Genomic DNA, 22776 nt, shown 5'->3' on the forward strand with positions numbered 1-22776 from the left:
CTGCTCACAGCTCCCGCGCGGCCTGCTCCCGCAGCTCGATCTTCCGCACCTTCCCCGACACCGTCATCGGAAAGGCCTCCAGGATCCGCACCCGGCTCGGCACCTTGTAGTGCGCCAACTGCCCCTCGCAGAAGGCGCGTACGTCCTCCAGGGTCGGCGGGTCGGCCGGGTCGCGCGGGATGACGCAGGCCAGGACCTCCTCGCCGTACTTCTCGTGGGGTACGCCGACCACCTGGACGTCCTGGATCTTCGGGTGGCCGTAGAGGAACTCCTCGATCTCGCGCGGGTAGATGTTCTCGCCGCCGCGGATGATCATGTCCTTGATGCGGCCGACGATCTCGACGTAGCCGTCCTCGCGCATCGTCGCCAGGTCGCCGGTGTGCATCCAGCGGCCGGGGTCGACGGACTCGGCGGTCTTCTCGGGCTCGTTCCAGTAGCCGAGCATCACACTGTAGCCGCGGGTGCACAACTCGCCCGCGGTGCCGCGGGGTTGGGTCACGCCGGTGGCCGGGTCGACGATCTTCACCTCGATGTGCGGCAGGACGCGGCCGACCGTGCCGGTGCGGTGTTCGAGGTCGTCGTCGCGCCGGGTCTGGGTGGAGACGGGCGAGGTCTCCGTCATGCCGTAGCAGATCGACACCTCGGCCATGTTCATCTCGCTGACCACCCGCTTCATCACCTCCACCGGGCAGGGCGAGCCCGCCATGATGCCGGTGCGGAGGGAGGAGAGGTCGTAGGTCGCGAAGTCGGGGAGGTTCAGCTCCGCGATGAACATGGTCGGGACCCCGTACAGGGAGGTGCAGCGTTCCTGCTGGACGGCTTCGAGGGTGGCCTTCGGGTCGAAGGACGGGGCCGGGATGACCATGCAGGCCCCGTGGGAGGTGGCCGCCAGATTGCCCATGACCATGCCGAAGCAGTGGTAGAAGGGCACGGGGATGCAGATCCGGTCCTGTTCCGTGTAGGCGATCAACTCGCCCACGAAGTAACCGTTGTTGAGGATGTTGTGGTGGGAGAGGGTGGCCCCCTTGGGGAAGCCCGTCGTGCCGGACGTGTACTGGATGTTGATCGGGTCGTCGCAGGACAGGTCCGGGTACGGCGCCGGGGTCCCGCGGGCGATCAGCGCGTCCCAGCTCGGGTCGCCGATGTAGACGGTCTCCCTCAACTCCGGGCATTTTCCGCGCACTTGGTCGACCATCGCCCGGTAGTCGCTCGTCTTGTGGCTCAGGGAGGCGAACAGCAGGGAGATCCCGGCCTGGCCCAGGACGTACTCGACCTCGTGGGTGCGGTAGGCCGGGTTGATGTTCACCATGATCGCACCGATGCGGGCGGTGGCGTACTGGACCAGCACCCACTCGGGGCAGTTGATCGCCCAGATCCCCACCCGGTCGCCCTTGGCGACACCGCTCGCGAGCAGCGCGTACGCCAACTCGTCGACGTCGGCGGCGAATTGGGCGTACGTCCAGCGCCGTCCGGACGGCACGTCGACGAGTGCCTCGCGGTCCGGCCAGGCGGCGACGGCCCGGTCCAGGTTGGCGCCGATCGTGTCGCCGAGCAGGGTCGTGCCGCTCGTGCCGTGCGTGTACGACGATTCCGAGGTCACCGGAAGTCCTCCTCGCTGTACTCGTTCCCGGAACCCGCCGCCGTCGCCTCGCGCAGCTCGATGCGGCGGATCTTGCCGGAGACGGTCTTGGGCAGGGCGGCGAACTCCAGACGCCGGATGCGCTTGTACGGGGCGAGGACCTCGCGGGAGTGCTCGAACAGCACCTTCGCGGTGTCGGGGCCCGGCTGCCAGCCCTCGGCGAGCACGATGTACGCCTTCGGGACGGCGAGGCGCAGCTCGTCCGGGGCGGGCACCACGGCTGCCTCGGCGACGGCCTCGTGCTCCAGCAGGGCGCTCTCCAGCTCGAACGGGGAGATCTTGTAGTCACTCGCCTTGAAGACGTCGTCGCTGCGTCCGACGTACGTCAGATATCCGTCCTCGTCCCTCGAGGCGACGTCCCCGGTGCGGTAGTAGCCGCCGGCCATCGCCTCCGCCGTACGGTCCGGGTCGCCGTGGTAGCCGGTCATCAGGCCGACAGGGCGCGCCGACAGGTCGAGGGCGATCTCGCCCTCGGCGGCGCCGGGCGCGCCCGTCACCGGGTCGAGGAGCTCGACCTTGTAGCCCGGGCTCGGCCGCCCCATCGAGCCGGTCTTCAGCGGCTGTCCCGGGCTGTTGGCGACCTGCACGGCCGTCTCGGTCTGCCCGAAGCCGTCCCGGATGGTCACGCCCCAGGCGCGGCGGACCTGCTCGATGACCTCGGGGTTCAGGGGCTCCCCGGCGGCCACGGCCTCGCGCGGCCTACGACGCAACTGGGTCAGGTCGGCCTGGATGAGCATGCGCCAGACGGTCGGCGGCGCGCAGAAGGTCGTGACCCCCGCCCGGTCCATCTCCGCCATCAGCCGGGACGCGTCGAAGCGCGTGTAGTTGTACAGGAAGACCGTCGCCTCCGCGTTCCACGGGGCGAAGAGGTTGGACCAGGCGTGCTTGGCCCAGCCGGGCGATGAGATGTTGAGGTGTACGTCGCCGGGCCTGAGGCCGATCCAGTACAGGGTCGCCAGATGGCCGATCGGGTACGAGGTGTGGGTGTGCTCGACCAGCTTGGGGCGGGCGGTGGTGCCCGAGGTGAAGTACAGCATCAGCGGGTCGTCGGCGAGGGTGGGCCCGTCCGGGAGGAACTCGGCGGGCGCCGCGTACGCGTCCTCGTACGGCTCCCAGCCCTCCTCCGGCAGACCGCCGACGGAGATACGGGTGTAGGCGCCCGGGACGTCGTCGAACTTGGCGGTGTCCTCGGCCCGTACGATCACATGCTTCACGCGGCCGCGGTCGACGCGGTCGCGCAGGTCGGCGGGGCCGAGCAGCGGGGTGGCCGGGATGACCACGGCCCGCAGCTTCATCGCCGCGAGGGCCGTCTCCCACAGCTCGACCTGGTTGCCGAGCATGACCAGGATCCGCTCCTCGGCCCGGACGCCCCGGTCCTGCAGCCAGTTCGCCACCCGGTCCGAGCGCTCGGCCATCTCCGCGAAGGAGACCCGGACCTCGGTGCCGTCCTCCTCGACGATGTGCAAGGCGGTCCGGTCGTTGCCTTCGGCGATGACGTCGAACCAGTCGAGCGCCCAGTTGAAGCGCTCGGGGCGGGGCCAGCTGAATCCCTCGTATGCCTTCGCATAGTCCTCGCGGTGCTCCAGCAGGAAGTCCCGCGCGTTACGGAAGGCCTCCGTCGCCGTCGTCATCTTGCGTCCTCGCTTTCTTTGGTCGTTCGCCTCCGGGGCGCTGTCTGCCGGTGTCGAGGCCCTTCGGCTCACTCCCGCGGTACCGGACCATTGCCGGGCGGCTCTCTGCCATCGTGTAATCCGTGATGCAGGTCTCACTACCCCCGAACGGGGGTGTGCGCTGCAGGGAAAGGGTGAGCAGGTGACAGCAGACGTGTCCGGGGCGGTCGAGATACGCAGCGCACTGGTGCGCCTGCGGCGCACGACGGGGCTGCCGGTGGCCTTCGGCGGGCTGGTGGAGCCGGGGCGGCAGCACGTGCGCATCAGCGAACTCAGCGGCAACACGACCACCGCCCTGAGCGGGCTCCCGGTGACCTCCGGCAACGGCCTCGGCGGCCGCGCGGCCGCCCTCGCCCGCCCGTGCGCCGTGACGGACTACAGCTCCTCGCAGCAGATCAGCCACGAGTACGACGTCCCGGTCGCCACGGAGGGGCTGCGGTCGATCCTCGCGGTGCCGGTGGTCGTACGCCGCCGGGTGCGCGGTGTCCTGTACGGCGCCCTGCGCACGGCCCAGCCGCTCGGTGACCGCACACTGGGCGCGGCGATGGAGGCGGCGCGGGACGTCGAGCAGGCGCTGGCGGTCCGGGACGAGGCGCGCGGTCTGCTCGCGGAGGCCGCCCGCACGGAGCCCGCACGGGACCCCGCGGCGGGCGCCGTGTGGGAGCAGGTGCGGGAGGCGCACGCGGCCCTGCGGGCGCTGGCACCGCGGATCGCGGACCCGGCGCTGCGGGCGGAACTCCTCGGCGTGTGCGGGCTGTTGACCCCCGGGGCGCCGGTCGACGAGGTCGGCCTGACCCCGCGCGAACTGGACGTACTGGCCTGCGTGGCCGCCGGGGCGACGAACGCGGTGGCCGCGGAACGGCTCGGTCTGCGCGCCGAGACGGTCAAGGGCTACCTGCGCTCCGCCATGCGCAGGCTCGGCGCGCACACCCGCGGGGAGGCGGTGGCCGCGGCACGCCGGGCGGGGTTGCTGCCGTAGGGCCGGTCCGGCGGATCAGGTCGGCGTCGCGGGCCCTGGCACGCGCTCCCCCACTGCCGTGAAGGTATGGGGGACCCCGGCGGCGTTGTCGTCGGTCTCCCCCACTCTCGGCTTCGCTCGAGCGGGAGACGCCCCCATCGCTCCGCGTCGACTCCTTCCTCCGCCTTGCAGCTGCACGCTCCCCCATGACCCCGCTCGGGGCGGCTGAGGTGCACCGTTGCTCGCGGCCGACCTGATCCGCCGGGCAGGCCCCAGCCCTCGGCAACCACCCCGAGGGACGGCTATTCATTCAGCCGCGCTTTGAATTTCCCCATGCAACACCATTGTTATATCCCTCACCACGCCGTCCGTCCGAATTTCAAAGAGACGTTGCCTAGAATTTGGTCCGGACACGACACTCGGAGGGGAGCGGTGACCGTGCGAGGGGACTTCAAGGAGCCTGCCAGATCCCGCCCCGACCTGGTCATCGGCCGGGAGGAGCCGTTCGGGGCGGCGCGTGAGCAGCTCGCCCGTGGCGGCAGTGTGCTGCTCCACGGTCCCGCAGGAATAGGAAAGTCGACCGTACTGCGGGCATTGGCATCCGAATATGGGACACCCGCCCGCACCGTGTTGCGCTGCTCGGCGACCGAGTCCGAATCCCATCTCCCCTTCCTGGCCCTCGCCGACCTCCTCGGCCTGGTCGTCGACGAGGTCTCCGACAAGCTGCCCGCCGCCCAGCGCACCGCCCTGGAGTCGGCGCTCACCGGCCGCGGCGAGTCCACCCTCCAGCGCGACGGACTCGCCCTGCGCCTGGCCGTGCTCTCCGCCCTGCGCGCGCTCGCCGCCCGGGGCCCGGTCCTCGTCGTCGCCGACGACCTGCAGTGGCTGGACCCGGCGAGCGCGGAGCTCCTCGGCTTCGCCGCCCGCCGCCTGGGCGACACCCCCGTCCAACTGCTGTGCGCGGTGCGCACGGAGGGCCAGGAGTACGACCGGCACCTACGCGCGTCGCCGCCCGACACGCTGGCCGTACGGCTCGGCGCGCTCTCCCGGACCCAGGTCTCCGCGCTGCTCGACCACCGCGGCTACACCGGCCTGCCGCGGTCCACCGTCCGGGACATCCACCGCACCAGCGGCGGCAACCCGTTCTTCGCCCTGGAACTGGGCCGCGCCCTGGCCGAGAACCCGACGCCGCCCAGACCCGGCGAGCCGCTGCCGGTGCCCACCTCGCTGCGCGCGCTGGTCCTGAACCGCCTCGAGATGCTCTCCGACGAGGCCCGCCGCACCCTCCTCGTGGCGAGCGCGGGTGCCCGCCCCACGCTGGCCCTGCTGCACGCGGCCGGCCGGGAGAACGCCGAGGCCGAGACCGCCAGGGCGGCCGAACTCGGGCTGCTGGCAACGGAACCCGAGGGCCCCGCCGTACGGTTCGCACATCCGCTGATCTCGGCCGCCCTGTACGCGGAGGCGCCCGCGCAGGAGCGGCGCGCCGCACATGCCGCGCTGTCCACCGCCGCCTCCGACCCGATCGAGCGGGCCCGCCATCTCGCGCTGGCGACCACCGGCACCGACCCGGAGGCCGCCGCCCGCCTGGCCGAGGCCGCCGCCCTGGCCCGGGACCGCGGCGCCCCCTCGGTCGCCGCCTCGCTCGGGCTGCTCGCCGCCCGGCACACCCCGGCCGACGGCGACCCGGGCCCGGACGAGCACCGGCTGCAGGCCGCCGAGGACGCGATCACCGCCGGCGAGGTGGACCTCGCCCGGGACATCGCGCGCGAGGTGCTGACCCGGGCCACCGCGCCCGCGGACCGGGTGCGGGCCTGGATGGTGGTCATCGAGGCGGCCGGACAGGCGCTCGGCGAGGTCGACACCGTCTACCCGCAGGTGCTCGCCGACGCCGGAGACGACCCGGGGCTGCTGGCCCTGGTCCACTACCAGCTGGCCTGGCGGGGACTGGTCGTGGAGGGCGACTTCGCCATCGGCCGGGAGGAGGCCGCGCACGCCGCCGAGCTCGCGGCCCGGGCCGGCGACCGGCGCACCGAACTCCTCGCGCTCGCCTTCCAGGCGCAGACCGAGACCCTGATGGGCCACCCGGACGCCCCCGCGACCATCAAGCGCGCCCTGAAGGAACCCCAACTGCCCGACGTGGCCTGCCACCACAACGGCGCGGGCGCGACCCGCTACCGCTGGCTGATCATGAGCGACCAACTGCCCGAGGCCCGCTCCACCGTCAGCGCACTGCTGCGCGAGGTGCGGCGGCGCGGCATGGTCGAGAGCGAGGTGCACTTCGTGCGCCTGCTCGCCGAGACCGAACTGCGCTCCGGGCACTGCGGACGCGCCCTCGACCTGGCCCGGGAGAGCATGCGCCTGGCCCGGGACTCCGGCATCGGCGAAATCCCCTCCGCGGTGCTCGACTCCCTCGCCGAGGCCTCCGGCGGGGACGTGGACCGGGCGCTGGCGCTGGCGCGCGAGGCGGTGGAGCAGGCCGGGCAGGTCGGGGACCAGATGTATGTCTCCCGGGGGCTGACCGCGCTCGGGCACGCCCAGCTGGTGGCCGGGGACGCCGAGGGGGCGGTGCACTCGCTGCGCCGGGTCCGGGAGCTGGAGAACGGCCTCGGCATCACCGACCCGGCGCGCGGCCGCTGGCACGGCGACCTCGCCGAGGCCCTCGTCCGCATCGGCGAGGTCGACGAGGCGCAGCAACTCCTCGACGTGGCACGCGAACACGCGCTGCGGCTCGGCCGCGAGAGCGTGCTGGCCGTCCTGGACCGCGCCGAGGCACTGGTGCGGGCCGCGCGCGGGGAGCACGACGCCGCCGTCGCCCAGCTGACGTCCGTTCAGGACCGGCTCGCCAAGCTGGGCTACGGCCTGGAGGAGGCGCGCGCCGCGTTCGCCCTGGCCTCGCTGCGCACCGGGCGGCCGGGCCCGACGTCGTACGACGAGGCGGCCCGGCTGTTCCGCCGCTGCCGGGCACTGCCCTGGGTACGCCAGGTGGAGCAGGCGGCCGTGGCGAATCCGGTGGAACCGATCGCCACCCCTGCCGCGTCAGAGGGCCTGGAAGGTCTTGCCTCGATGGAGCGACAGGTCGCCGCGCTCGTCATGGAGGGCGCGACCAACCGCGAGATCGCATCGCGCCTGTTCATCAGCGTGAAAACGGTCGAGGCGACCCTCACCCGGGTGTACCGGAAGCTCGGGATCCGCTCGCGGGTGGACATAGTCCGTTTGGCCGCAGGCCGCCGCGCGAAGTGACGGCACCCCGGGTTAACTGAGCCGGACCGAGGGTTTTCCCTCCCCTACTCCCTTAGGGGGTTCCCTCATTGGGAGCAGGGCGTTCCGGGTCCTAGCGTGAGGGCGTGCCGCTCGCCCGGGCATACGGGGGTCGGTCCCGCGACCCCCGTGCACAACCCCCCACACCCGCGCGACCCCCCACCGGCAACCCCACTGAGGAGACTCATGTTCGGGCTCACCCGTGCCAGACAGACCGCGGCGATAGTCGTGGCGACCGCTGCAGCGGCCGCCACCGCACTGCTCGGCGCACCCTCTGCGGCAGCCGCGCCCCAGCCCATCGTGGGCGGCACGACGACCACCACAACGGCCTACCCCTTCGTCATGCAGATCACGGACGCCTCGCAGAACCAGTTCTGCGGCGGCACCCTCGTCTCGGCCACCAAGGTGGTCACGGCAGCCCACTGCATGGTCGGCGAGACCACCAGCAGCGTCCGGGTGGTCGGCGGCCGCACCTATCTGAACGGCACGAACGGCACGGTCAGCAAGGTCAGCAAGATCTGGATCAACCCGGACTACACGGACGCCACCAACGGTGACGACGTGGCCGTCCTGACGCTCTCGACGTCGATGCCGTACACGACGGCCAAGTACGTCTCGTCCTCGGACACCTCGGTGTACGCGGCCGGCACCACCGCCCGCATCCTCGGATGGGGCACCACCTCGGAGAACGGCAGCTCCTCCAACCAGCTGCGGACCGCGACCGTCCCGATCGTGTCCGACTCCAGCTGCAAGAGCTCCTACGGTTCGGACTTCGTCCAGACCGACATGGTTTGCGCCGGATACACGTCCGGCGGCGTAGACACCTGCCAGGGCGACAGCGGCGGTCCCCTGCTCATCGGGGGCGTCCTGGCAGGGATCACTTCTTGGGGCGAGGGCTGCGCGGAGGCCGGTTACCCGGGTGTGTACACCCGGCTGACCACCTTCTCCAGCCTGGTGACCGCGCAGGTCAACTCGTAACAAGAGAGATCTCCCGAGCACCCCTCGGGGACATACCAGGGGGCGTTGCGAGCTACCACGAGCAGCTCGCAGCGCCCCCTATCCATGCCCCCTGCGGGTGGGCTACTTGTCGGCGGTGAGCCTGCCCGCCGCGCCCCAGCTGTCCGCCGGCACCTCGTGGATCCACACCTGCACGCTCTCCGCCGGGATCTTGTACGCGTCCACGAAGGCGTCGGTGACGCGCTTGACGAGGTCCCGCTTGAGCTCGGTGTCGCGGGGGCCCTGCTGGATGGTGACGATCGGCATGACTGCACTCCCTCGAGTGATGTTCCGTTCGGGTGAGTCCAGTTCATCGCGGCGGGTGTCCGCGACCAAGAAGCAGACCGCGACCGCAGCGATCAGTTCTCGTGATCGCCGCAGGCCAGCAGAAGGGTGTCCAGGTGCGGCGGGGCGGCTGCGTCGGACACCGCGAGGCCCGTCGACAGAGCCAGGCCGGGGGCCTTGAACGGCACGAAGCCCACGCGGGGGTTGTGCAGCACGCGCGCGTGGGAGGCGTAGACGACCGTCCACAGCGGCCGGGTGCCGATGGTGGCGAGGGTGTCCTGCAGGGAGCCGCTGACCGGTCCGGGCGGTGGCTCGAACCCGGCCTCGTGGCAGGCGCCGACGACCAGGTCGACGAGGGCGGGGTTGTTGCGGCGCTCGGTCAGGGTCAGGGGCAGCCCGGCCAGTTCCTCGACGCCGATCTCCGGCCGGCCGGCGAGGGGGTGCGTGGCGGGGAGGGCCGCGACCAGGGGGTCGGGCCACAGGGGCAGCACGCGTACGCCGGGGACCGGTTCGACGGCTCGGACGAACGCGGCGTCGAGTTTCCCGCCCGCGACCTGGGCGAGACGCTCGGCGGCCGGCAGCGAGAACAGCTCGACGGGGACGTCGGGCGCACGGCGTGCGAACGCCGCGAGCACCCGGTCCAGATGCGCACCCAGCCCCGTGCTCGTACCGATCCTCAGCCCCGGCGGCGGGGCGACGGCCGAGCGCGCCCGGTCGGCGGCCGCCAGCACCGCCCGCGCCTCCGGCAGCAGCCGCTCCCCCGCCGCGGTGAGGCGCACCCGGCGCGGCGTCCGGTCGAACAGCTCGGCCCCCAACTCCCGCTCCAGACGCTGTATTTGCTGGCTCACCGCGGACTGCACGATATGCAGCCGCTCGGCCGCACGCCCGAAGTGCAGCTCCTCGGCGACGGTCACGAAATAGGTGAGCTGCCGCAGTTCCATGGGCCCGACTCTAGAGGGGCCCGCGTGAGGACTGTTTCAATGAGCGCGCCCGAGAGTGCTTCAGGGAAGTGATGCGCATGGTGTCCACCGACCGTTTCCTCGCCTTCGCCGCGATGTCCCTGCTGGTGATCGTGATCCCGGGGCCCAGCGTCCTGTTCGTCATCGGCCGGGCCCTCGCCCACGGACGCCGCACCGCGGTGGCGACCGCGCTCGGCAATGTCTTCGGCTCGTATCTGCTGGTGGTGGCGGTCGCCGTCGGCATCGGCTCGCTGGTGGAGCGCTCGGTCGCGATCTACCTGGCGGTGAAGCTGGCGGGCGCCGCCTACCTCGTCTACTTGGGCGTGCACGCCTTCCGGCACCGCAAGGAGCTCAGGGCCTCCGCGATCAGCGCGACGCCCGCGGCCCCGGCGCGCGGCGATCTGCGTACGGTCCTGGACGGCGCACTCGTCGGCCTCACCAACCCCAAGGGCATCGTGTTCTTCGCCGCCGTACTCCCCCAGTTCGTGGACCACTCGGCGGGCCAAGTCACCGCCCAGATGCTCCTGTTGGGTCTGATCCCGATCTCGATCGGCCTGGTCACCGACACCCTGTGGGGCCTCACCGCATCGGCCGCCCGCACCTGGTTCGCCCGCTCCGACCGACGCCTGTCGCTGATCGGCGGCGCGGGCGGATTCACCATGATCGGGCTGGGGTTGACGGTGGCGGTGACCGGACGGGCGGACTGACGGGTTCGGACAGCGGTCCTACGGCAGCACGGTGCCGAAGCGGATGCCGTACGAGGCTTTCGGCTGCATGGTCTCGAGCATCCGCTCGCCTTCCCGGACCACGTCCTCCCGCTGGGCCCTGGTGAGTTTCCCGAAGGGCTCGACCACGAGCGCGTCCTCGGCCTGCTTCCACACCCCCGCCAGGAAGCCGTCGACGAGGAACGTGCAGTAGGCGATGTTCCCCACCCAGCTGCGGCCCCAGTACTCGGGCGGTACGACACGGGTGCGGTCGGCGTGGGAGAGGAGCAGGTTGTCGAACTCGGGGAGGAAGCGGGGCGGGGCGGGGGTGTCCGCGTCGGGGCGCGGTGCGTCGGGGAGGTCGAAGAGTTCGACGCCGTTCTCGTCGCGGAAGGTGAGGAGTCGGGGGCGGAGGCGTTCGAAGGCCTCGCGCAGGCGGGTCAGTCCGGCCCAGGTCTGCATGTCCTTGACGGAGGCGGGCCCGAACGCCGCGAGGTAGCGCAGGACGACGCCGTCCGGGGCGGGGGCTTCCGCCGCCGGACGGCCCAGCCAGTGCTCGGCGGTGGTGAGCGCGACCTGGCCGCTTTGGCCCCACAGTCCGCGCGGGGTGACCTGGACGAGGGGGAGCCGGCAGCGGGCGGCGATGCCGAGGGCCTGCGGGTCGGCGTCGGGCCACTCGGCGAGCAGGGCCTCGCGCAACTGCTTCATGGTGCGCGGCTCGGACTCGACGAGCTCGCGGGCGAGCGCGGCCAGCCGGTCGAGGTCGACGCCGACAAGTCCCTTGCGGAAGTTGGTGAGTTCGCGGTCGCGGGCCGGCTGGACCAGCGGGCGCAGGGTGAGGCAGTCGTCGGCGGTGTGGGTGTGGATGGTCGAGCGCATGGTGACGATACGGACGACCTCGCGTTCGGCCATCAGGGTCGACAACTGCTCCGGGGCGAAGCCGTCGAGGCGGGCGGCGAGCGCGTAGTACGGCGGCTTGACGTTCTGCGCCTGGAGCCCGAGGAGATGCTCGACGGCGGCCTCGGCGGAGAGCGGCGACCGGCGCAGGAGCAGCTGCCGGGCGAGGGTGGCGCGGTTGAGGGCGCGGGTGCCGAGCACGGGAGCCGTGGCCGTGGTCTTCGTCGTGCTTCGCTGCGTACTGCTCCGCTTCGTCATGCCTGCACGCTAACGGCGCTTGCGGACACCTTCTGTCCGCAACTCTCACCGAATCCCGGAACCGCCCGCCGTCCCGGCGTCGTTTGCCCCGTATATCCTGCCCGGGATCACGCAGCCGCAGGTTCGACCCGGGAGGCAGCCGCATGTCCGAGCGACGCGTCCGTCCCGCCTCCAAGAACGCGAGGAAGTCCGTCTGGCGCCGCGCGCTCACCCCGCCTCAGCCGCCCGTGCCGAAGGACCCACCGCCCGCCGACCCGGCACCCCCGGAGCCGTCGGAGGTGGCCAGCGTCGTCCAGGCGGCGCTGTACCGGGACGGCGTTCGCGTCTCCGCCCCCGCCACCCTCGCCGAAACGTTCCGCGAGCTGCGCGAGCAGCCGTCCGGCATGGCGTGGATCGGGCTCGCCCGCCCGACGGAGGGCGAACTCCTCTCCCTGGCCGCCGAGTTCGACCTCCATCCGCTTGCCGTCGAGGACGCGATGGAGGCCCACCAGCGCCCGAAGCTGGAGCGCTACGGCGACACCCTGTTCGTCGTCCTGCGCGCGGCCCGCTATCTGGACGCCCCGGAGGAGGTCGACTTCGGCGAGCTGCACGTGTTCGTCGGGCCCGACTTCGTCATCACGGTCCGCCACGGCGCGGCCCCCGACCTCTCCGCGGTCCGCCGCCGCATGGAGGAGTCGCCGGAGCTGCTGAAGCTGGGCCCGGAGGCGGTGCTCTACGCCATACTCGACGCGGTGGTCGACGGCTACGCGCCCGTGGTCGCCGGCGTCCAGAACGACATCGACGAGATCGAGACCGAGGTCTTCCGCGGCGACCCCGAGGTCTCCCGCCGTATCTACGAACTCTCCCGCGAAATGGTCGAGTTCCAGCGCGCCACCCGCCCCCTGGTCGGCATGCTGCACGGTCTGATCGCCGGGTTCTCCAAGTACGGCACCGACGATGAGCTCCAGCGCTATCTGCGGGACGTCGCCGATCACGTCACCCACACCAGCGAGCGCGTCGACGGCTTCCGCCAGGCCCTCACCGACATCCTCACGGTGAACGCGACCCTGGTCACCCAGCAGCAGAACGCGGAGATGCGGGCGCTGGCGGAGGCGGGGTTCGAGCAGAACGAGGAGGTCAAGAAGATCTCCAGCTGGGCGGCGATCCTCTTCGCCCCCACGCTCGTGGGCACCATCTACGGCATGAACTTCCAGCACATGCCCGAGCTGGGCTGGACCTTCGGATACCCCTTCGCCATCGGGCTGATGGGCGTCGTCTGTGTGAGCCTGTACGTGATCTTCAAACGGAAGGACTGGCTGTAGCGGGGTCGCACTGCGCGCCGTCGGTTCGTCAGGCCGGATCCAGCCCCGTCATGAGTTCCGCGAAAGCACCGCCCGCAGCGGGAGAGGTGAAGAGGCGGTCCAGGCGGGCCCGCGCCAGGCTGCGCTGGAAAGGACCGGCATCAGTGGCGTCACCGGCGTCGTGGAGGGTCCGGGTCAGCCAGTGCGAGAACTCCTGGTCGTTCCAGACGCGGCGCAGGCAGCGCTGTGAATACGTGCGCAGACCGGTGTCGTCGTTGTCGTGGACGAAGCTGCGAACGGCGCGGGCGAAGACGTCGGCGTCGTAGAGGGCGAGGTTCATGCCCTTGCCGCCCATCGGCGAGACGATGTGCGCCGCGTCGCCGACCAGGAAGAGGCGGCCGTAGTGCATGGGGTCGTGGACGAGGCTGCGGAGCCGGAAGGTCTCGCGGTCGGTGATCGGGCCGGAGGCGAGCGCGGGGTCGCCCAGCCGGGTGCGCAGTGCGTCCCAGACGCGGGGGTCGGGCCAGGCGCCGGGGTCGTCGTCGGGCGGGCACTGGAGGTAGTAGCGGCTGCTGTGCGGGCCGCGGGGGAAGTGGGCGGCGAAGCCCTGCGGGCTGACCGCGAGGAGGGGGTGGGCCGGCGGCGGGGCGTCGGCGAGGACGGTGAGCCAGCCGATGCCGTGGTCGAAGGCGTGGGCGCTGAGGACGCCGTCGGGGACGGCGGTGCGGCTGACGCCGTGGTCGCCGTCGCAGCCGGCGACGAAGGTGCAGGCGATGGTGCGGAGGGTGCCGTCGGCGGTGCGGTAGCGGGCGGTGGGACGGTCGCCGGTCAGGTCGTGCAGGGAGACGTCGGCGGCCTCGAAACGCAGGTCGCCGCCGTCGTCGAGATACGCGGCGGTGAGCTTCTGGACCAGCACCTGCTGGGGGCAGAGGCGGGCCTGCGGTCCCTCGGAGCCGTCGCTGTCGGTCACCAGGTGGGTCTCGCCGTCGACCCGGATCTCCAGGATGCCGTCGTACGGGATGCCGCCGAGGGCACGGTCGGCCAGCCCCCAGGAGTCGAACATCCGCACGGCGCGGGTCTCGACGATGCCGGCCCGCTGGCGCTGCGCCACGTACTCGCGGCTGCGGCGCTCCAGGACGACACAGTCGACACCACTGCGCCGCAGCAGGTTGGCGACGGTCAGCCCGGCCGGGCCCGCGCCGATCACCACGACCGTCGTGGATTCCGACGGCTCTCCCAACTCCCCCGCTTCGACGGTCACTTGACCACCTCCGGGCTCAGCGTAGGGCTTGCCCCACCGGACGGGCCCCACTCCGGCAGAACTTGGGGACCGGCCCGCGAGCCCCACCCTTCGACCGACCACGGGCAGCAGGTGTCCCGGGCCGGCTCCGGCCGGCGGACGTCGCCGGCCGACTTCCGGCGCCGATCTCCCTGACCGACTACGGGCAGCCGCTGTCCCGGCCCACCGTCGGAGCCGACATCCCCGGCCGGCCAAGGACAGCTACCGCTTCCCAGACGGTTCGGGCAGCCAACGCCCGGCCGGCCGCAGTCCCGTCCATCCACACCCTGACCGGCATGACACGCCGATCACACGCTGAGCGCAGCCCGCACCGCCTGCTCGGAGTCGGCGCCTCCCTCGCCGTCGGAGGTGACCCGGCCCGCCTCCAGCACGTAGTACCGCTGGGCCGCGCGCATGGCGAAGCCGACGTGCTGTTCGACGAGGAGGACGGACAGGCCCCCGCGCCGGGCGAGGGCCAGGATCGTCTCCTCGATCTCGGCGACGACGGAGGGCTGGATGCCCTCGGTCGGCTCGTCGAGCAGCAGCAGCCTGGGGCGGGTCACCAGGGCGCGGGCGATGGCGAGCTGCTGGCGCTGGCCACCGGACAGCAACCCGGCCCGGCGGCCGGAGAGTTCGCGCAGGACGGGGAAGAGGTCCAGCGCCTCGGCGATCGCCTCCTTGCCGTCCGGGCGTCCGTCCGCCACGAGCTGGAGGTTCTCCGCCGTCGTCAGGTGCGGGAAGGACTGCTGGCCCTGCGGGACGTACGCCATCCCGCGGGCCACCCGCTGGTGCGGGGAGAGGCGGGTGATGTCCTCGCCGTCGAGCAGGATCGTCCCGCCCTTCGGTTTGAGCAGGCCCATCGCGGTGCGCAGCAGGGTGGACTTGCCGGCGCCGTTGTGGCCGAGGACGGTCGCGACGCCGTCCTTCGGGACCGAGACGGTCACGCCGTGCAGGACGGGCGAACGGTCGTAGCCCGCCCGGATGTTGCTCAGTTCCAGCATGGCGTCACGCCTCCTCGGCGACGGGGACGGAAGCGACTTCGGCGGCCCGCCCGAGGTAGACCTCCTGCACCTTGGCGTCGGCCTGGACCTCGGCGACCGTGCCCTCGCTGAGGACCTTTCCGGCGTGCAGGACGCTGACGCTGCGGGCGAAGGAGCGCATGAAGTCCATGTCGTGTTCGATGACGACGACCGTGCGGTCCGCGCTGACGCGTTGCAGCAGCTCACCGGTGGCCTCGCGCTCCTCGTGGCTCATTCCGGCGACCGGCTCGTCGAGCAGCAGGAGCCGGACGTCCTGGACGAGCAGCATGCCGATCTCGAGCCACTGCTTCTGCCCGTGCGCGAGCACACCGGCCGGACGGTCGCGCAGCTCGGTCAGGCCGGTCGTCTTCAGCGCCCTGGCCACCGACTCCGGTACGGACTTGCGGCGCCGGAGCATGGTCAGCGGTCCGCGCCCGGCACCGGCCGCGATGTCCAGGTTCTGCAGCACCGTCAACTCCTCGAAGACCGTGGCCGTTTGGAACGTACGGCCGATGCCGAGCCGGGCGATCCGGTGCACCGCCTTGCCGAGCAGCTCCTCGCCGCCGAAGCGCACCGACCCGGTGGCCTTCACCAGGCCGGTGACGGCGTCGACGAGCGTCGTCTTCCCGGCGCCGTTCGGTCCGATGAGGAACCGCAGGTCGCCGGGGCTGATGTCGAGGTCCACGCCGTCGACCGCGGTGAAGCCGTCGAAGGTGACCCTCAGGTCGCGGATGGTCAGTCCCTCGCCGCTCATGCCGTCTCTCCCACCGTCACGGGAACCGGTTCTTGCACAGGGGCCTCGGCCGTACGACGCCTGCGCAGGACCGCGCCCAGCGAGGCCAGCCCGCCCGGCAGGAAGCCGACCGCCAGGACGAACAGCAGACCCTGGAGATAGGTCCACGCGGCCGGGAACTCGTCGGACAGCGTGCTCTGCGCCCAGGCCACGGCGACCGCCCCGACCACCGCGCCCACCAGTGAGGCCCGGCCGCCGACCGCGGCGCCGATGACGAAGCCGATGGACGGCACGATCCCGATCAGCGCCGGCGAGATGATCCCGACGGCCGGCACGAACATCGCGCCCGCGAGGCCCGCCATGCCGGCCGCGACGACGTACGCGACGAGCTTGACGTTGGCCGGGTTGTACCCGAGGAAGCGGACCCGCTCCTCGGAGTCCCTTACGGCGACGAGGAGTTCGCCGTAACGGCTGACGAACAGCCGGCGGGCCAGGGCCATCAGCAGGAGCAGGACGGCGGCGATGATGAAGTACACCATCCGCTGGTTGACCGGGTCGTCCAGCGAGTAGCCGAAGAAGCCCTGGATGTCGGTGAGTCCGTTGGTGCCGCCGGTGGTGGCCTGCTGGCCGATCAGCCAGATGGACAGGGCGGCCGCGAGCGCCTGGCTCAGGATCGCGAAGTACGCGCCCTTGACCCGGCGCCGGAAGACGAAGAAGCCGAGCAGCGCGGCGACCGCCATCGGCAGCAGTACGGTCATGGCGAGCGCGAACGCCGGGTTGGCGAACGGCTTCCACCACCAGGGCAGGGCGTCCGAAGTGCCGTACAGCTGCATGAAGTCGGGGAGCTTCTCGCCGGTGTCGGCGGCGTCCGCGAGCTTGAGGTGCATGGCCATGGCGTAGCCGCCGAGGCCGAAGAAGACGCCCTGGCCGAGGACCATCAGACCGCCGCGGCCCCAGGCGAGACTGACGCCGACGGCGACGATGGCGTAGCAGAGGTACTTGGCGAGCAGGGAGAGGCGGAAGTCGGAGAGGGCGAGCGGGGCGACCCCCAGCAGGAGCACGGCGCCCAGCAGGAAGGCTCCGGGGACGCGGAAGCGTTCGGTGATCGTCGTCATGCCAGGCTCCGGGTGCGCAGTGTGTACAGGCCCTGGGGTCGCCACTGGAGGAAGGCGACGATCGCCACCAGCACGACGACCTTCGCGACGCTGACCGTGGTCGAGTACTCGAGGACCGACTGCAGCACGCCGAGCGCGAAGGCCGTGATGACGGCGCCCCTGAGCTGCCCGATGCCGCCGACGACCACGACCAGGAAGGCGTCGACGATGTAGTTGGTGCCCATCGTCGGGCCGATCGGGCCCACGAGCGTGAGCGCGACGCCCGCCACGCCCGCGAGGCCCGAGCCGATGAAGAAGGTGATGCGGTCGACCTGTCCGGTCGCGATGCCGGAGACCTCGGCGAGGTCTCGGTTCTGCACGACGGCCCGGATGCGGCGGCCGAGCGGGGTGAAGCGCAGGACCAGCGTGAGGCCGAGGACGCACAGGAGCGCCAACCCCAGTATGAACAGGCGGTTGTTGGCGAAGGTGACACCGCCGGCCGAGATGTTGCCGGTCAGGATGTCGGGCGCGGCGGTCTGCACGTTGGGGGCGCCGAAGATGTCACGGGCCAGCTGCTGGAGCATCAGCGAGACGCCCCAGGTGACCAGCAGGGTGTCCAGCGGGCGGGTGTACAGGCGCCGGATCAGCAGCCATTCGAGCAGCGCGCCCATCGCTCCCGCGACGAGGAACGCGAGCGGCAGGGCGACCAGGAGCGAGACGCCGGCGCTGCTGATGGACTTCTGCAGCACGTACGTCGTGTAGGCACCGGCCATGATGAACTCGCCGTGCGCCATGTTGATCACGCCCATCTGACCGAACGTCAGGGTCAGGCCGAGGGCGATCAGGAGCAGGACGGCACCGATGCTGATGCCGGTGAAGGACTGGTTGAGGACGACCGTCATGATGCGGCTCCGGAGGACTCCGTGTGGCGGGGACGGGGTGCGGGCGCGGGGCTGAACCCGGCGCGGGCGGCGCCGGGTTCAGCACGGGGACGTGGGCTTCAGGACAGGCCGGAGGCCCAGTCGTAGCCCTTCAGGTACGGGTCCGGCTTGATCGGCTTGCCGGAGTTCCAGACCTCCTCGATGAGGCCGTCGGAGCCGACCTTGCCGATGCGGGCCGTCTTGTAGACGTGCTGGCTGGCTCCGTCGACGGTGACCTTGCCCTCGGGGGCCTCGAAGACGATGCCGTCGCTGGCGGCCTTGACCTTGGCGACGTCGAAGGAACCCGCCTTCTCGACCATCTCCTTCCAGAGGTAGACCGAGATGTACGCGGCCTCCATCGGGTCGGAGGTCGGCTTCCCCTTGCCGTAGGCGGCCTGGTAGGCCGCCACGAACTTCTTGTTGGCCGCGCCCGGGGTGGTCTCGTAGTAGTTCCAGGCGGTCAACTGGCCTTCCAGGTACTGCGTTCCGATGCTCTTGACCTCCTCCTCGGCGATGGAGACGGAGAGCACCGGCAGGCTCTTGGCCGTGAGGCCCGCGGACTTGTACTCCTTGAAGAAGGCCACGTTGCTGTCGCCGTTGAGGGTGTTGAACACGGCGTCCGCGCCGGCGCCCTTCACCTTGTTGACGATGGTGCTGAACTCCGTTGAGCCGAGCGGCGCGTAGTCCTCGCCGACCACCTTCATGCCCTTGGCCTTCGCATACGCCTTGATGATCTTGTTGGCGGTGCGCGGGAAGACGTAGTCGCTGCCGACGAGGTAGAGCCGCGTCAGGCCCTGCTTCTTCAGGTAGTCGAGGGCGGGCACGATCTGCTGGTTGGTGGTGGCGCCGATGTAGAAGATGTACGGCGACTCCTCCAGGCCCTCGTACTGCACGGGGTAGTAGAGCAGCGACTTGTACCGCTCGAAGACCGGCTTGACGGCCTTGCGGCTGGCGGAGGTCCAGCAGCCGAAGGTGGCGACGACCTTGTCGTCCTTGATGAGGGTCTCGGCCTTCTCGGCGAAGGTCGGCCAGTCGGAGGCGCCGTCCTGGCTGATCGGCTTGAGCTTCTTGCCCAGCACACCGCCCGCCGCGTTGATCTCCTTGACGGCGAGCAACAGGGAGTTGTGGACGGTGACTTCGCTGATCGCCATGGTGCCCGAGAGCGAGTTCAGCAGACCCACCTTCACGGTGCTGCCGGAGGTGTCCGCCTTGGCACCGGCGTCGGACGAGGTGTCGGTGCCGGTCTTGGCGCCGCACGCGGTGAGCGCCGCGGACGCGCCGAGGGCGGAGGCGCCGGCCAGAAGATTGCGCCTGCTGAGGCTGAGCCCGGACATGCAATACCTCCTTGCCCGAAGGCAATGAAAAGAGATCGTGAAATTCGGGAGGGAAATGCGGGAGCGCACTTGGCTGTTGAGCTGCGGAAGCGCGGTCCACAGACTGCGCCGGTGCTGTTTCCGTGGCGTTTCGCCGCGATTGATGAACAGTTGCTAATACTTCCCGCAGGAAGCATTAATTACGGGTCGGAGTGATCGCGGGTACGCTGTTCAACACCCGCCTTGGAACCGTTACTTCGAGGAGTGCGATGGCGACCCGGCCCCAGGACCTGCTCCAGTTGCTGACCCGGGCCGAGCGTCTCTCCACCCGCCGGTTGCAGCAGGTACTGGACGAGTCGGGGTGCTCGGTGGAGGCATGGCGGGTGCTCGCACTGCTGGCCGACGGTCAGGGGCACAACATGACGGCCATAGCCGACTGCGCCTTTCTGCCGCCGCCGAGCCTGACCAAACTGATGGACCACCTTGTCGATCAGAACTGGGTGTACCGGCGCACCGATCCGTTCGACCGTCGCCGCATCCTCGCCCAACTCACCCCACGCGGCCTGCAGTTCTGGCAGCAGATCGATCGTCGGGTCCGCGCGGAACTGCTCCCGCTGCTCGATCAGGTGGACGGCGAGCAGCTGCGGGCACTGCTGGAGCGACTTGCGGAAACCCTCGACAGCGAGGTCACAACAGGTCGTGCGGCGACCGGAGTTGGGCGAGCACGTTGAAGTCGAGTCCGTCGGCCTGCGCGAGGTAGATGCGCTGACGGACGTGCCGCCCGTCGAGGCCGACGAGTCCGCGCGGGCCCTCGTAGGAGACGTCCTCGGCGGTGGCTCCGATCGCGGACACGTCGAGGGTGCGGGCCCGTTCGACGAGCGCGGCGAGCAGCAGGACGCCTTCGTAGCATGACTCGCCGAGGCTGCCCGGGACGGGCGCGTCGGCGCCGAAGCGGTCGGCGTAACTGCCGTGGAAATCCATACTGTTGCGGTCCGCGAGCGAGGTGAAGAACCCGGCCGTGCTGAACAGGTCGGCGGTGGCCTCGGGACCGCTGCCCAGCAGCATGTTCTCGTCCATCAGCGTGCTCAGCCTGAGGCAGCGCTGGTCGAGTCCGGCGGCGGCGAAGGCCCGGTTGAAGCGGACGGCGTCGCTGCCCACCAGCAGCATCAGTACGGCGTCGGCGTCCGTGTGCTCGATGCGCCGCAGCACGTCGCCGAAGTCCTCGGCGCCCAGCGGCAGATAGGCCTCGCCGCAGACCCGGCCCCGGACCTCGCGCGCATAGCGGCGGGCGGCGCGGGCGGTGCGCCGTGGCCAGACGTAGTTGTTGCCGACGACGAACCAGCGGCGCACCTGCCGGGTCTCGGCCAACAGCCGCATGGCGGGCAGCAGTTGCCAGGCGGGCGTCTCGCTCGTCATGTAGACGCCCTCGGTGCGCTCGCCGCCCTCGTACAGGGCCGTGTAGACGTACGGCACCCGGTGGGCGATCCGGGGTGCGACGGCCTGCCGTACGGATGAGATGTGCCAGCCGGTGACGCCCTGCACCACCCCCGTCGTCACCAGCGCCTCGACCTCCTCGGCGACCCGCCCCGGCTCGGCTCCGCCGTCCACCTCGAGCAGCCTCAACTCCCGGCCCAGCACCCCGCCCGCCTTGTTGATCTCCTCGGCGGCGAGCCGTGCGCACGCCTCGCAGGTGGGGCCGAAGATGCCGGCGGGCCCCTGCATCGGGTACACGAGCGCGACGTTCAGGGCCGAGTCGTCGGCCGTGAACCAGTCGGGCAGGTGGAGGCGGGGTGGCGGGCGGCGCATGCGCACATGATGGCGCAGGAGCCTGGCGGACGGTCCGCAGGAGCGGACAACCAAGCGAATGCAGAGCGCAGATGACCGAACCGTTGACGGGAGCATGCCCCCACTTCTATGTTCTGGCCGGAATCACGAACTCCGTTCGAGATTGCGAACATCACTACTGGAGTGATACGGACAAGGGACGGTCTCGTATGCCTCGGACAGATCTCAGGACGCGCCGCAGACCGCTCTTCCTCTGCGTGCTCGCCGTACTCCTCGCGCTGGTGGCGGCGACGCAGCCGGCGTCCGCGGCGGACGGCCGCCCGTACACCAATCCGCTCAAGTCCGCGAAGGGCGCCGACCCCTGGCTGGAGTACTACGACGGCAACTACTACCTGATCACCACGACGTTCACGGGCATCCTCGGCATGCGCAAGTCGCCGACCCTGGCGGGGCTGGCCACCGCGCCCAACGTCCAGGTGTGGTCGGACACCACGTCGACGCGCAACACCAACATCTGGGCGCCGGAGATCCACTTCATCGACGGGCACTGGTATCTGTACTACTCGGCCGGGCAGAGCGGTGTGGCGTGCTGCGACTCGCAGCGCACGCACGTACTGGAGAGCGCCGGTACGGATCCGCTCGGCCCGTACACGTACAAGAACACGCTCACCGGATCCAACCTCTCGCCGAGCGGCTGGCTCATCGACGCGAGCGTGCTGCAGGCGAACAACAAGCTGTACCTGGTGGGCAGCGGCTTTGTGAACGGCAGTGCGCAGAGCCTGGTCATCGCGCCGATGAGCAACCCGTACACGCTCTCCAGCAGCACCTTCACGGTCATCTCCAGTCCGACGCTGGACTGGGAGAAGTCGGGCGCGCCGGTCAACGAGGGCCCGGAGCCGCTGTATCACAACGGCCGCACCTTCCTGACCTACTCGGCGAGCTACTGCCAGACCGCCGACTACAAGCTGGGCCAGCTGGAGTTGACGGGTTCGGACCCGCTCAGCGCCTCGTCGTGGACGAAGAAGTCGACGCCGGTCTTCCAGCGCAGTGACGCGAACGGCGTGTACGGGCCCGGGCACAACGGCTTCTTCACCTCGCCCGACGGCACCGAGAACTGGATCGTCTACCACGCCAACTCCTCGTCCTCCGGCGGCTGCGGCAACGGACGCACCACCCGCGCGCAGAAGTTCACCTGGAACTCGGACGGCACCCCCAACTTCGGCACCCCGGTCGCCCTCGGCACCACGTTGCCCGGCCCGTCCGGCGAGACCGCGGCGACCCCGACGTCGTACACGCTCGTGAACCGCAACAGCGGCAAGTGCCTGGACGTCTCGGGCGGCAACACCGCCGACGGCGCCAACGTCCAGCAGTGGACCTGCAACGGCGGCACCAACCAGAAGTGGAAGGTCGAGGACCTCGGCGACGACACCAGCCGGCTGGTGAACGTGGCCACCGGCAAGGTGCTGGACACCGCCGACTGCTCCACGGCCGACGGGGCGGACATCCGGCAGTGGTCCTGGCTGAACAACAAGTGCCAGCGCTCCCGGCTCGTGTTCACGGCCACCGGCGACTACGTGCGGATCGTCAACGAGAACAGCGGCAAGGTCGCCGACGTGGCCGACTGCGGCACCGCGAACGGCACGGACGTACGGCAGTGGACCTGGCTGAACAACAACTGCCAGCAGTGGCGCCTCGTTCCGACCACCTGAGCCTGTCCGGCGGATCAGCT

Annotated in this window: 19 protein-coding genes; 7 read left to right on the top strand and 12 right to left on the bottom strand. The window is 70.8% G+C overall.

Features of this window, described 5'->3' with window-relative positions:
• Window positions 1-4: 4 nt before the first annotated feature.
• Both ABZ880_RS19500 and ABZ880_RS19505 read right to left on the bottom strand, forming a co-directional pair.
• On the bottom strand, window positions 5-1600 hold the full coding sequence (locus ABZ880_RS19500) for an AMP-binding protein (RefSeq protein WP_361264107.1): 1596 nt from the start codon (window positions 1598-1600) through the stop codon (window positions 5-7).
• On the bottom strand, window positions 1597-3270 hold the full coding sequence (locus tag ABZ880_RS19505) for an AMP-binding protein (RefSeq protein ID WP_361264110.1): 1674 nt from the start codon (window positions 3268-3270) through the stop codon (window positions 1597-1599). The genes ABZ880_RS19500 and ABZ880_RS19505 overlap by 4 nt, the downstream gene beginning before the upstream one ends.
• A 181-nt stretch (window positions 3271-3451) precedes the next feature.
• Here ABZ880_RS19505 and ABZ880_RS19510 point away from each other — a divergent pair, with 181 nt between their 5' ends.
• The 3 genes from ABZ880_RS19510 (at window position 3452) to ABZ880_RS19520 (ending at window position 8503) form a co-directional block, all read left to right on the top strand.
• Entirely contained in the window at window positions 3452-4288 is an 837-nt protein-coding gene (locus ABZ880_RS19510) for a LuxR C-terminal-related transcriptional regulator (RefSeq protein ID WP_361264113.1), read from the top strand.
• Window positions 4289-4699: 411 nt separating this feature from the next.
• Window positions 4700-7507 (top strand): AAA family ATPase, encoded by a 2808-nt coding sequence (locus ABZ880_RS19515; RefSeq protein WP_361264116.1) that lies wholly within the window; start codon window positions 4700-4702, stop codon window positions 7505-7507.
• 204 nt (window positions 7508-7711) lie between these two features.
• A complete protein-coding gene (locus tag ABZ880_RS19520) occupies window positions 7712-8503 on the top strand; it encodes a serine protease (protein ID WP_361264119.1) in 792 nt (263 codons plus the stop codon).
• 102 nt (window positions 8504-8605) lie between these two features.
• On the opposite strand, the gene dmpI is transcribed toward ABZ880_RS19520, so the two are convergent.
• Both dmpI and ABZ880_RS19530 read right to left on the bottom strand, forming a co-directional pair.
• Window positions 8606-8788 (bottom strand): 4-oxalocrotonate tautomerase DmpI, encoded by a 183-nt coding sequence (gene dmpI / locus ABZ880_RS19525; protein WP_352226154.1) that lies wholly within the window; start codon window positions 8786-8788, stop codon window positions 8606-8608.
• A gap of 92 nt (window positions 8789-8880) precedes the next feature.
• On the bottom strand, window positions 8881-9747 hold the full coding sequence (locus ABZ880_RS19530; protein WP_361264122.1) for a LysR substrate-binding domain-containing protein: 867 nt from the start codon (window positions 9745-9747) through the stop codon (window positions 8881-8883).
• A gap of 77 nt (window positions 9748-9824) precedes the next feature.
• Here ABZ880_RS19530 and ABZ880_RS19535 point away from each other — a divergent pair, with 77 nt between their 5' ends.
• The gene (locus tag ABZ880_RS19535) at window positions 9825-10472 is read left to right on the top strand and encodes a LysE family translocator (protein WP_361264125.1); all 648 of its coding nucleotides are present in this window, start codon (window positions 9825-9827) and stop codon (window positions 10470-10472) included.
• Between the two features lie 18 nt (window positions 10473-10490).
• On the opposite strand, the gene ABZ880_RS19540 is transcribed toward ABZ880_RS19535, so the two are convergent.
• Entirely contained in the window at window positions 10491-11624 is a 1134-nt protein-coding gene (locus ABZ880_RS19540) for a winged helix DNA-binding domain-containing protein (protein WP_361264128.1), read from the bottom strand.
• Window positions 11625-11767: 143 nt separating this feature from the next.
• Here ABZ880_RS19540 and ABZ880_RS19545 point away from each other — a divergent pair, with 143 nt between their 5' ends.
• Window positions 11768-12925, top strand: a complete 1158-nt coding sequence (locus ABZ880_RS19545) for a magnesium and cobalt transport protein CorA (protein ID WP_361264131.1) — start codon at window positions 11768-11770, stop codon at window positions 12923-12925.
• 28 nt (window positions 12926-12953) lie between these two features.
• On the opposite strand, the gene ABZ880_RS19550 is transcribed toward ABZ880_RS19545, so the two are convergent.
• The 6 genes from ABZ880_RS19550 to urtA form a co-directional block, all read right to left on the bottom strand.
• Window positions 12954-14165, bottom strand: coding sequence for a 4-hydroxybenzoate 3-monooxygenase (locus ABZ880_RS19550; protein ID WP_361264134.1), 1212 nt, complete (start codon window positions 14163-14165; stop codon window positions 12954-12956).
• A 326-nt stretch (window positions 14166-14491) separates the two neighbouring features.
• A complete protein-coding gene (gene urtE / locus ABZ880_RS19555) occupies window positions 14492-15184 on the bottom strand; it encodes an urea ABC transporter ATP-binding subunit UrtE (protein ID WP_361264137.1) in 693 nt (230 codons plus the stop codon).
• Window positions 15185-15188: 4 nt separating this feature from the next.
• Window positions 15189-15956, bottom strand: a complete 768-nt coding sequence (urtD, locus tag ABZ880_RS19560; protein WP_361264140.1) for an urea ABC transporter ATP-binding protein UrtD — start codon at window positions 15954-15956, stop codon at window positions 15189-15191.
• On the bottom strand, window positions 15953-17050 hold the full coding sequence (gene urtC, locus ABZ880_RS19565; protein ID WP_361264143.1) for an urea ABC transporter permease subunit UrtC: 1098 nt from the start codon (window positions 17048-17050) through the stop codon (window positions 15953-15955). Before urtC ends, urtD begins: the two co-directional genes overlap by 4 nt.
• On the bottom strand, window positions 17047-17931 hold the full coding sequence (urtB, locus tag ABZ880_RS19570; protein WP_361264147.1) for an urea ABC transporter permease subunit UrtB: 885 nt from the start codon (window positions 17929-17931) through the stop codon (window positions 17047-17049). Before urtB ends, urtC begins: the two co-directional genes overlap by 4 nt.
• Before the next feature lie 98 nt (window positions 17932-18029).
• The gene (urtA, locus tag ABZ880_RS19575; protein ID WP_361264150.1) at window positions 18030-19283 is read right to left on the bottom strand and encodes an urea ABC transporter substrate-binding protein; all 1254 of its coding nucleotides are present in this window, start codon (window positions 19281-19283) and stop codon (window positions 18030-18032) included.
• Window positions 19284-19531: 248 nt separating this feature from the next.
• Between urtA and ABZ880_RS19580 the strand changes: the two genes are divergently transcribed.
• Window positions 19532-19993, top strand: coding sequence for a MarR family transcriptional regulator (locus ABZ880_RS19580; protein WP_361264153.1), 462 nt, complete (start codon window positions 19532-19534; stop codon window positions 19991-19993).
• Here the strand turns inward: ABZ880_RS19580 and ABZ880_RS19585 are convergent.
• Complete coding sequence (locus tag ABZ880_RS19585; RefSeq protein ID WP_361264156.1) at window positions 19950-21068, bottom strand: substrate-binding domain-containing protein; 1119 nt, start codon at window positions 21066-21068, stop codon at window positions 19950-19952. The two genes, ABZ880_RS19580 and ABZ880_RS19585, sit on opposite strands and share 44 nt — an antisense overlap.
• A 188-nt stretch (window positions 21069-21256) precedes the next feature.
• Here ABZ880_RS19585 and ABZ880_RS19590 point away from each other — a divergent pair, with 188 nt between their 5' ends.
• Window positions 21257-22756 carry a family 43 glycosylhydrolase gene (locus ABZ880_RS19590; protein WP_361264159.1) on the top strand — a complete coding sequence of 500 codons (1500 nt, stop codon included), beginning with the start codon at window positions 21257-21259 and terminating at the stop codon, window positions 22754-22756.
• The last annotated feature ends 20 nt before the right edge of the window (window positions 22757-22776 follow it).

The sequence above is a fragment of the Streptomyces sp. NPDC047043 genome (assembly GCF_040644055.1).
In the GTDB taxonomy this organism is placed as follows: domain Bacteria; phylum Actinomycetota; class Actinomycetes; order Streptomycetales; family Streptomycetaceae; genus Streptomyces.

What these genes read in the sequence shown, in the direction of transcription:
- ABZ880_RS19585 (WP_361264156.1), bottom strand. Translation starts at nt 21,068, where the DNA reads ATGCGCCGCCCGCCACCCCGCCTCCACCTGCCCGACTGGTTCACGGCC.
- ABZ880_RS19530 (WP_361264122.1), bottom strand. Translation starts at nt 9,747, where the DNA reads ATGGAACTGCGGCAGCTCACCTATTTCGTGACCGTCGCCGAGGAGCTG.
- ABZ880_RS19520 (WP_361264119.1), top strand. Translation starts at nt 7,712, where the DNA reads ATGTTCGGGCTCACCCGTGCCAGACAGACCGCGGCGATAGTCGTGGCG.
- ABZ880_RS19535 (WP_361264125.1), top strand. Translation starts at nt 9,825, where the DNA reads ATGGTGTCCACCGACCGTTTCCTCGCCTTCGCCGCGATGTCCCTGCTG.
- urtA (WP_361264150.1), bottom strand. Translation starts at nt 19,283, where the DNA reads ATGTCCGGGCTCAGCCTCAGCAGGCGCAATCTTCTGGCCGGCGCCTCC.
- urtE (WP_361264137.1), bottom strand. Translation starts at nt 15,184, where the DNA reads ATGCTGGAACTGAGCAACATCCGGGCGGGCTACGACCGTTCGCCCGTC.
- urtC (WP_361264143.1), bottom strand. Translation starts at nt 17,050, where the DNA reads ATGACGACGATCACCGAACGCTTCCGCGTCCCCGGAGCCTTCCTGCTG.
- urtD (WP_361264140.1), bottom strand. Translation starts at nt 15,956, where the DNA reads ATGAGCGGCGAGGGACTGACCATCCGCGACCTGAGGGTCACCTTCGAC.
- ABZ880_RS19540 (WP_361264128.1), bottom strand. Translation starts at nt 11,624, where the DNA reads ATGACGAAGCGGAGCAGTACGCAGCGAAGCACGACGAAGACCACGGCC.
- ABZ880_RS19580 (WP_361264153.1), top strand. Translation starts at nt 19,532, where the DNA reads ATGGCGACCCGGCCCCAGGACCTGCTCCAGTTGCTGACCCGGGCCGAG.
- ABZ880_RS19590 (WP_361264159.1), top strand. Translation starts at nt 21,257, where the DNA reads ATGCCTCGGACAGATCTCAGGACGCGCCGCAGACCGCTCTTCCTCTGC.
- urtB (WP_361264147.1), bottom strand. Translation starts at nt 17,931, where the DNA reads ATGACGGTCGTCCTCAACCAGTCCTTCACCGGCATCAGCATCGGTGCC.
- dmpI (WP_352226154.1), bottom strand. Translation starts at nt 8,788, where the DNA reads ATGCCGATCGTCACCATCCAGCAGGGCCCCCGCGACACCGAGCTCAAG.
- ABZ880_RS19545 (WP_361264131.1), top strand. Translation starts at nt 11,768, where the DNA reads ATGTCCGAGCGACGCGTCCGTCCCGCCTCCAAGAACGCGAGGAAGTCC.
- ABZ880_RS19505 (WP_361264110.1), bottom strand. Translation starts at nt 3,270, where the DNA reads ATGACGACGGCGACGGAGGCCTTCCGTAACGCGCGGGACTTCCTGCTG.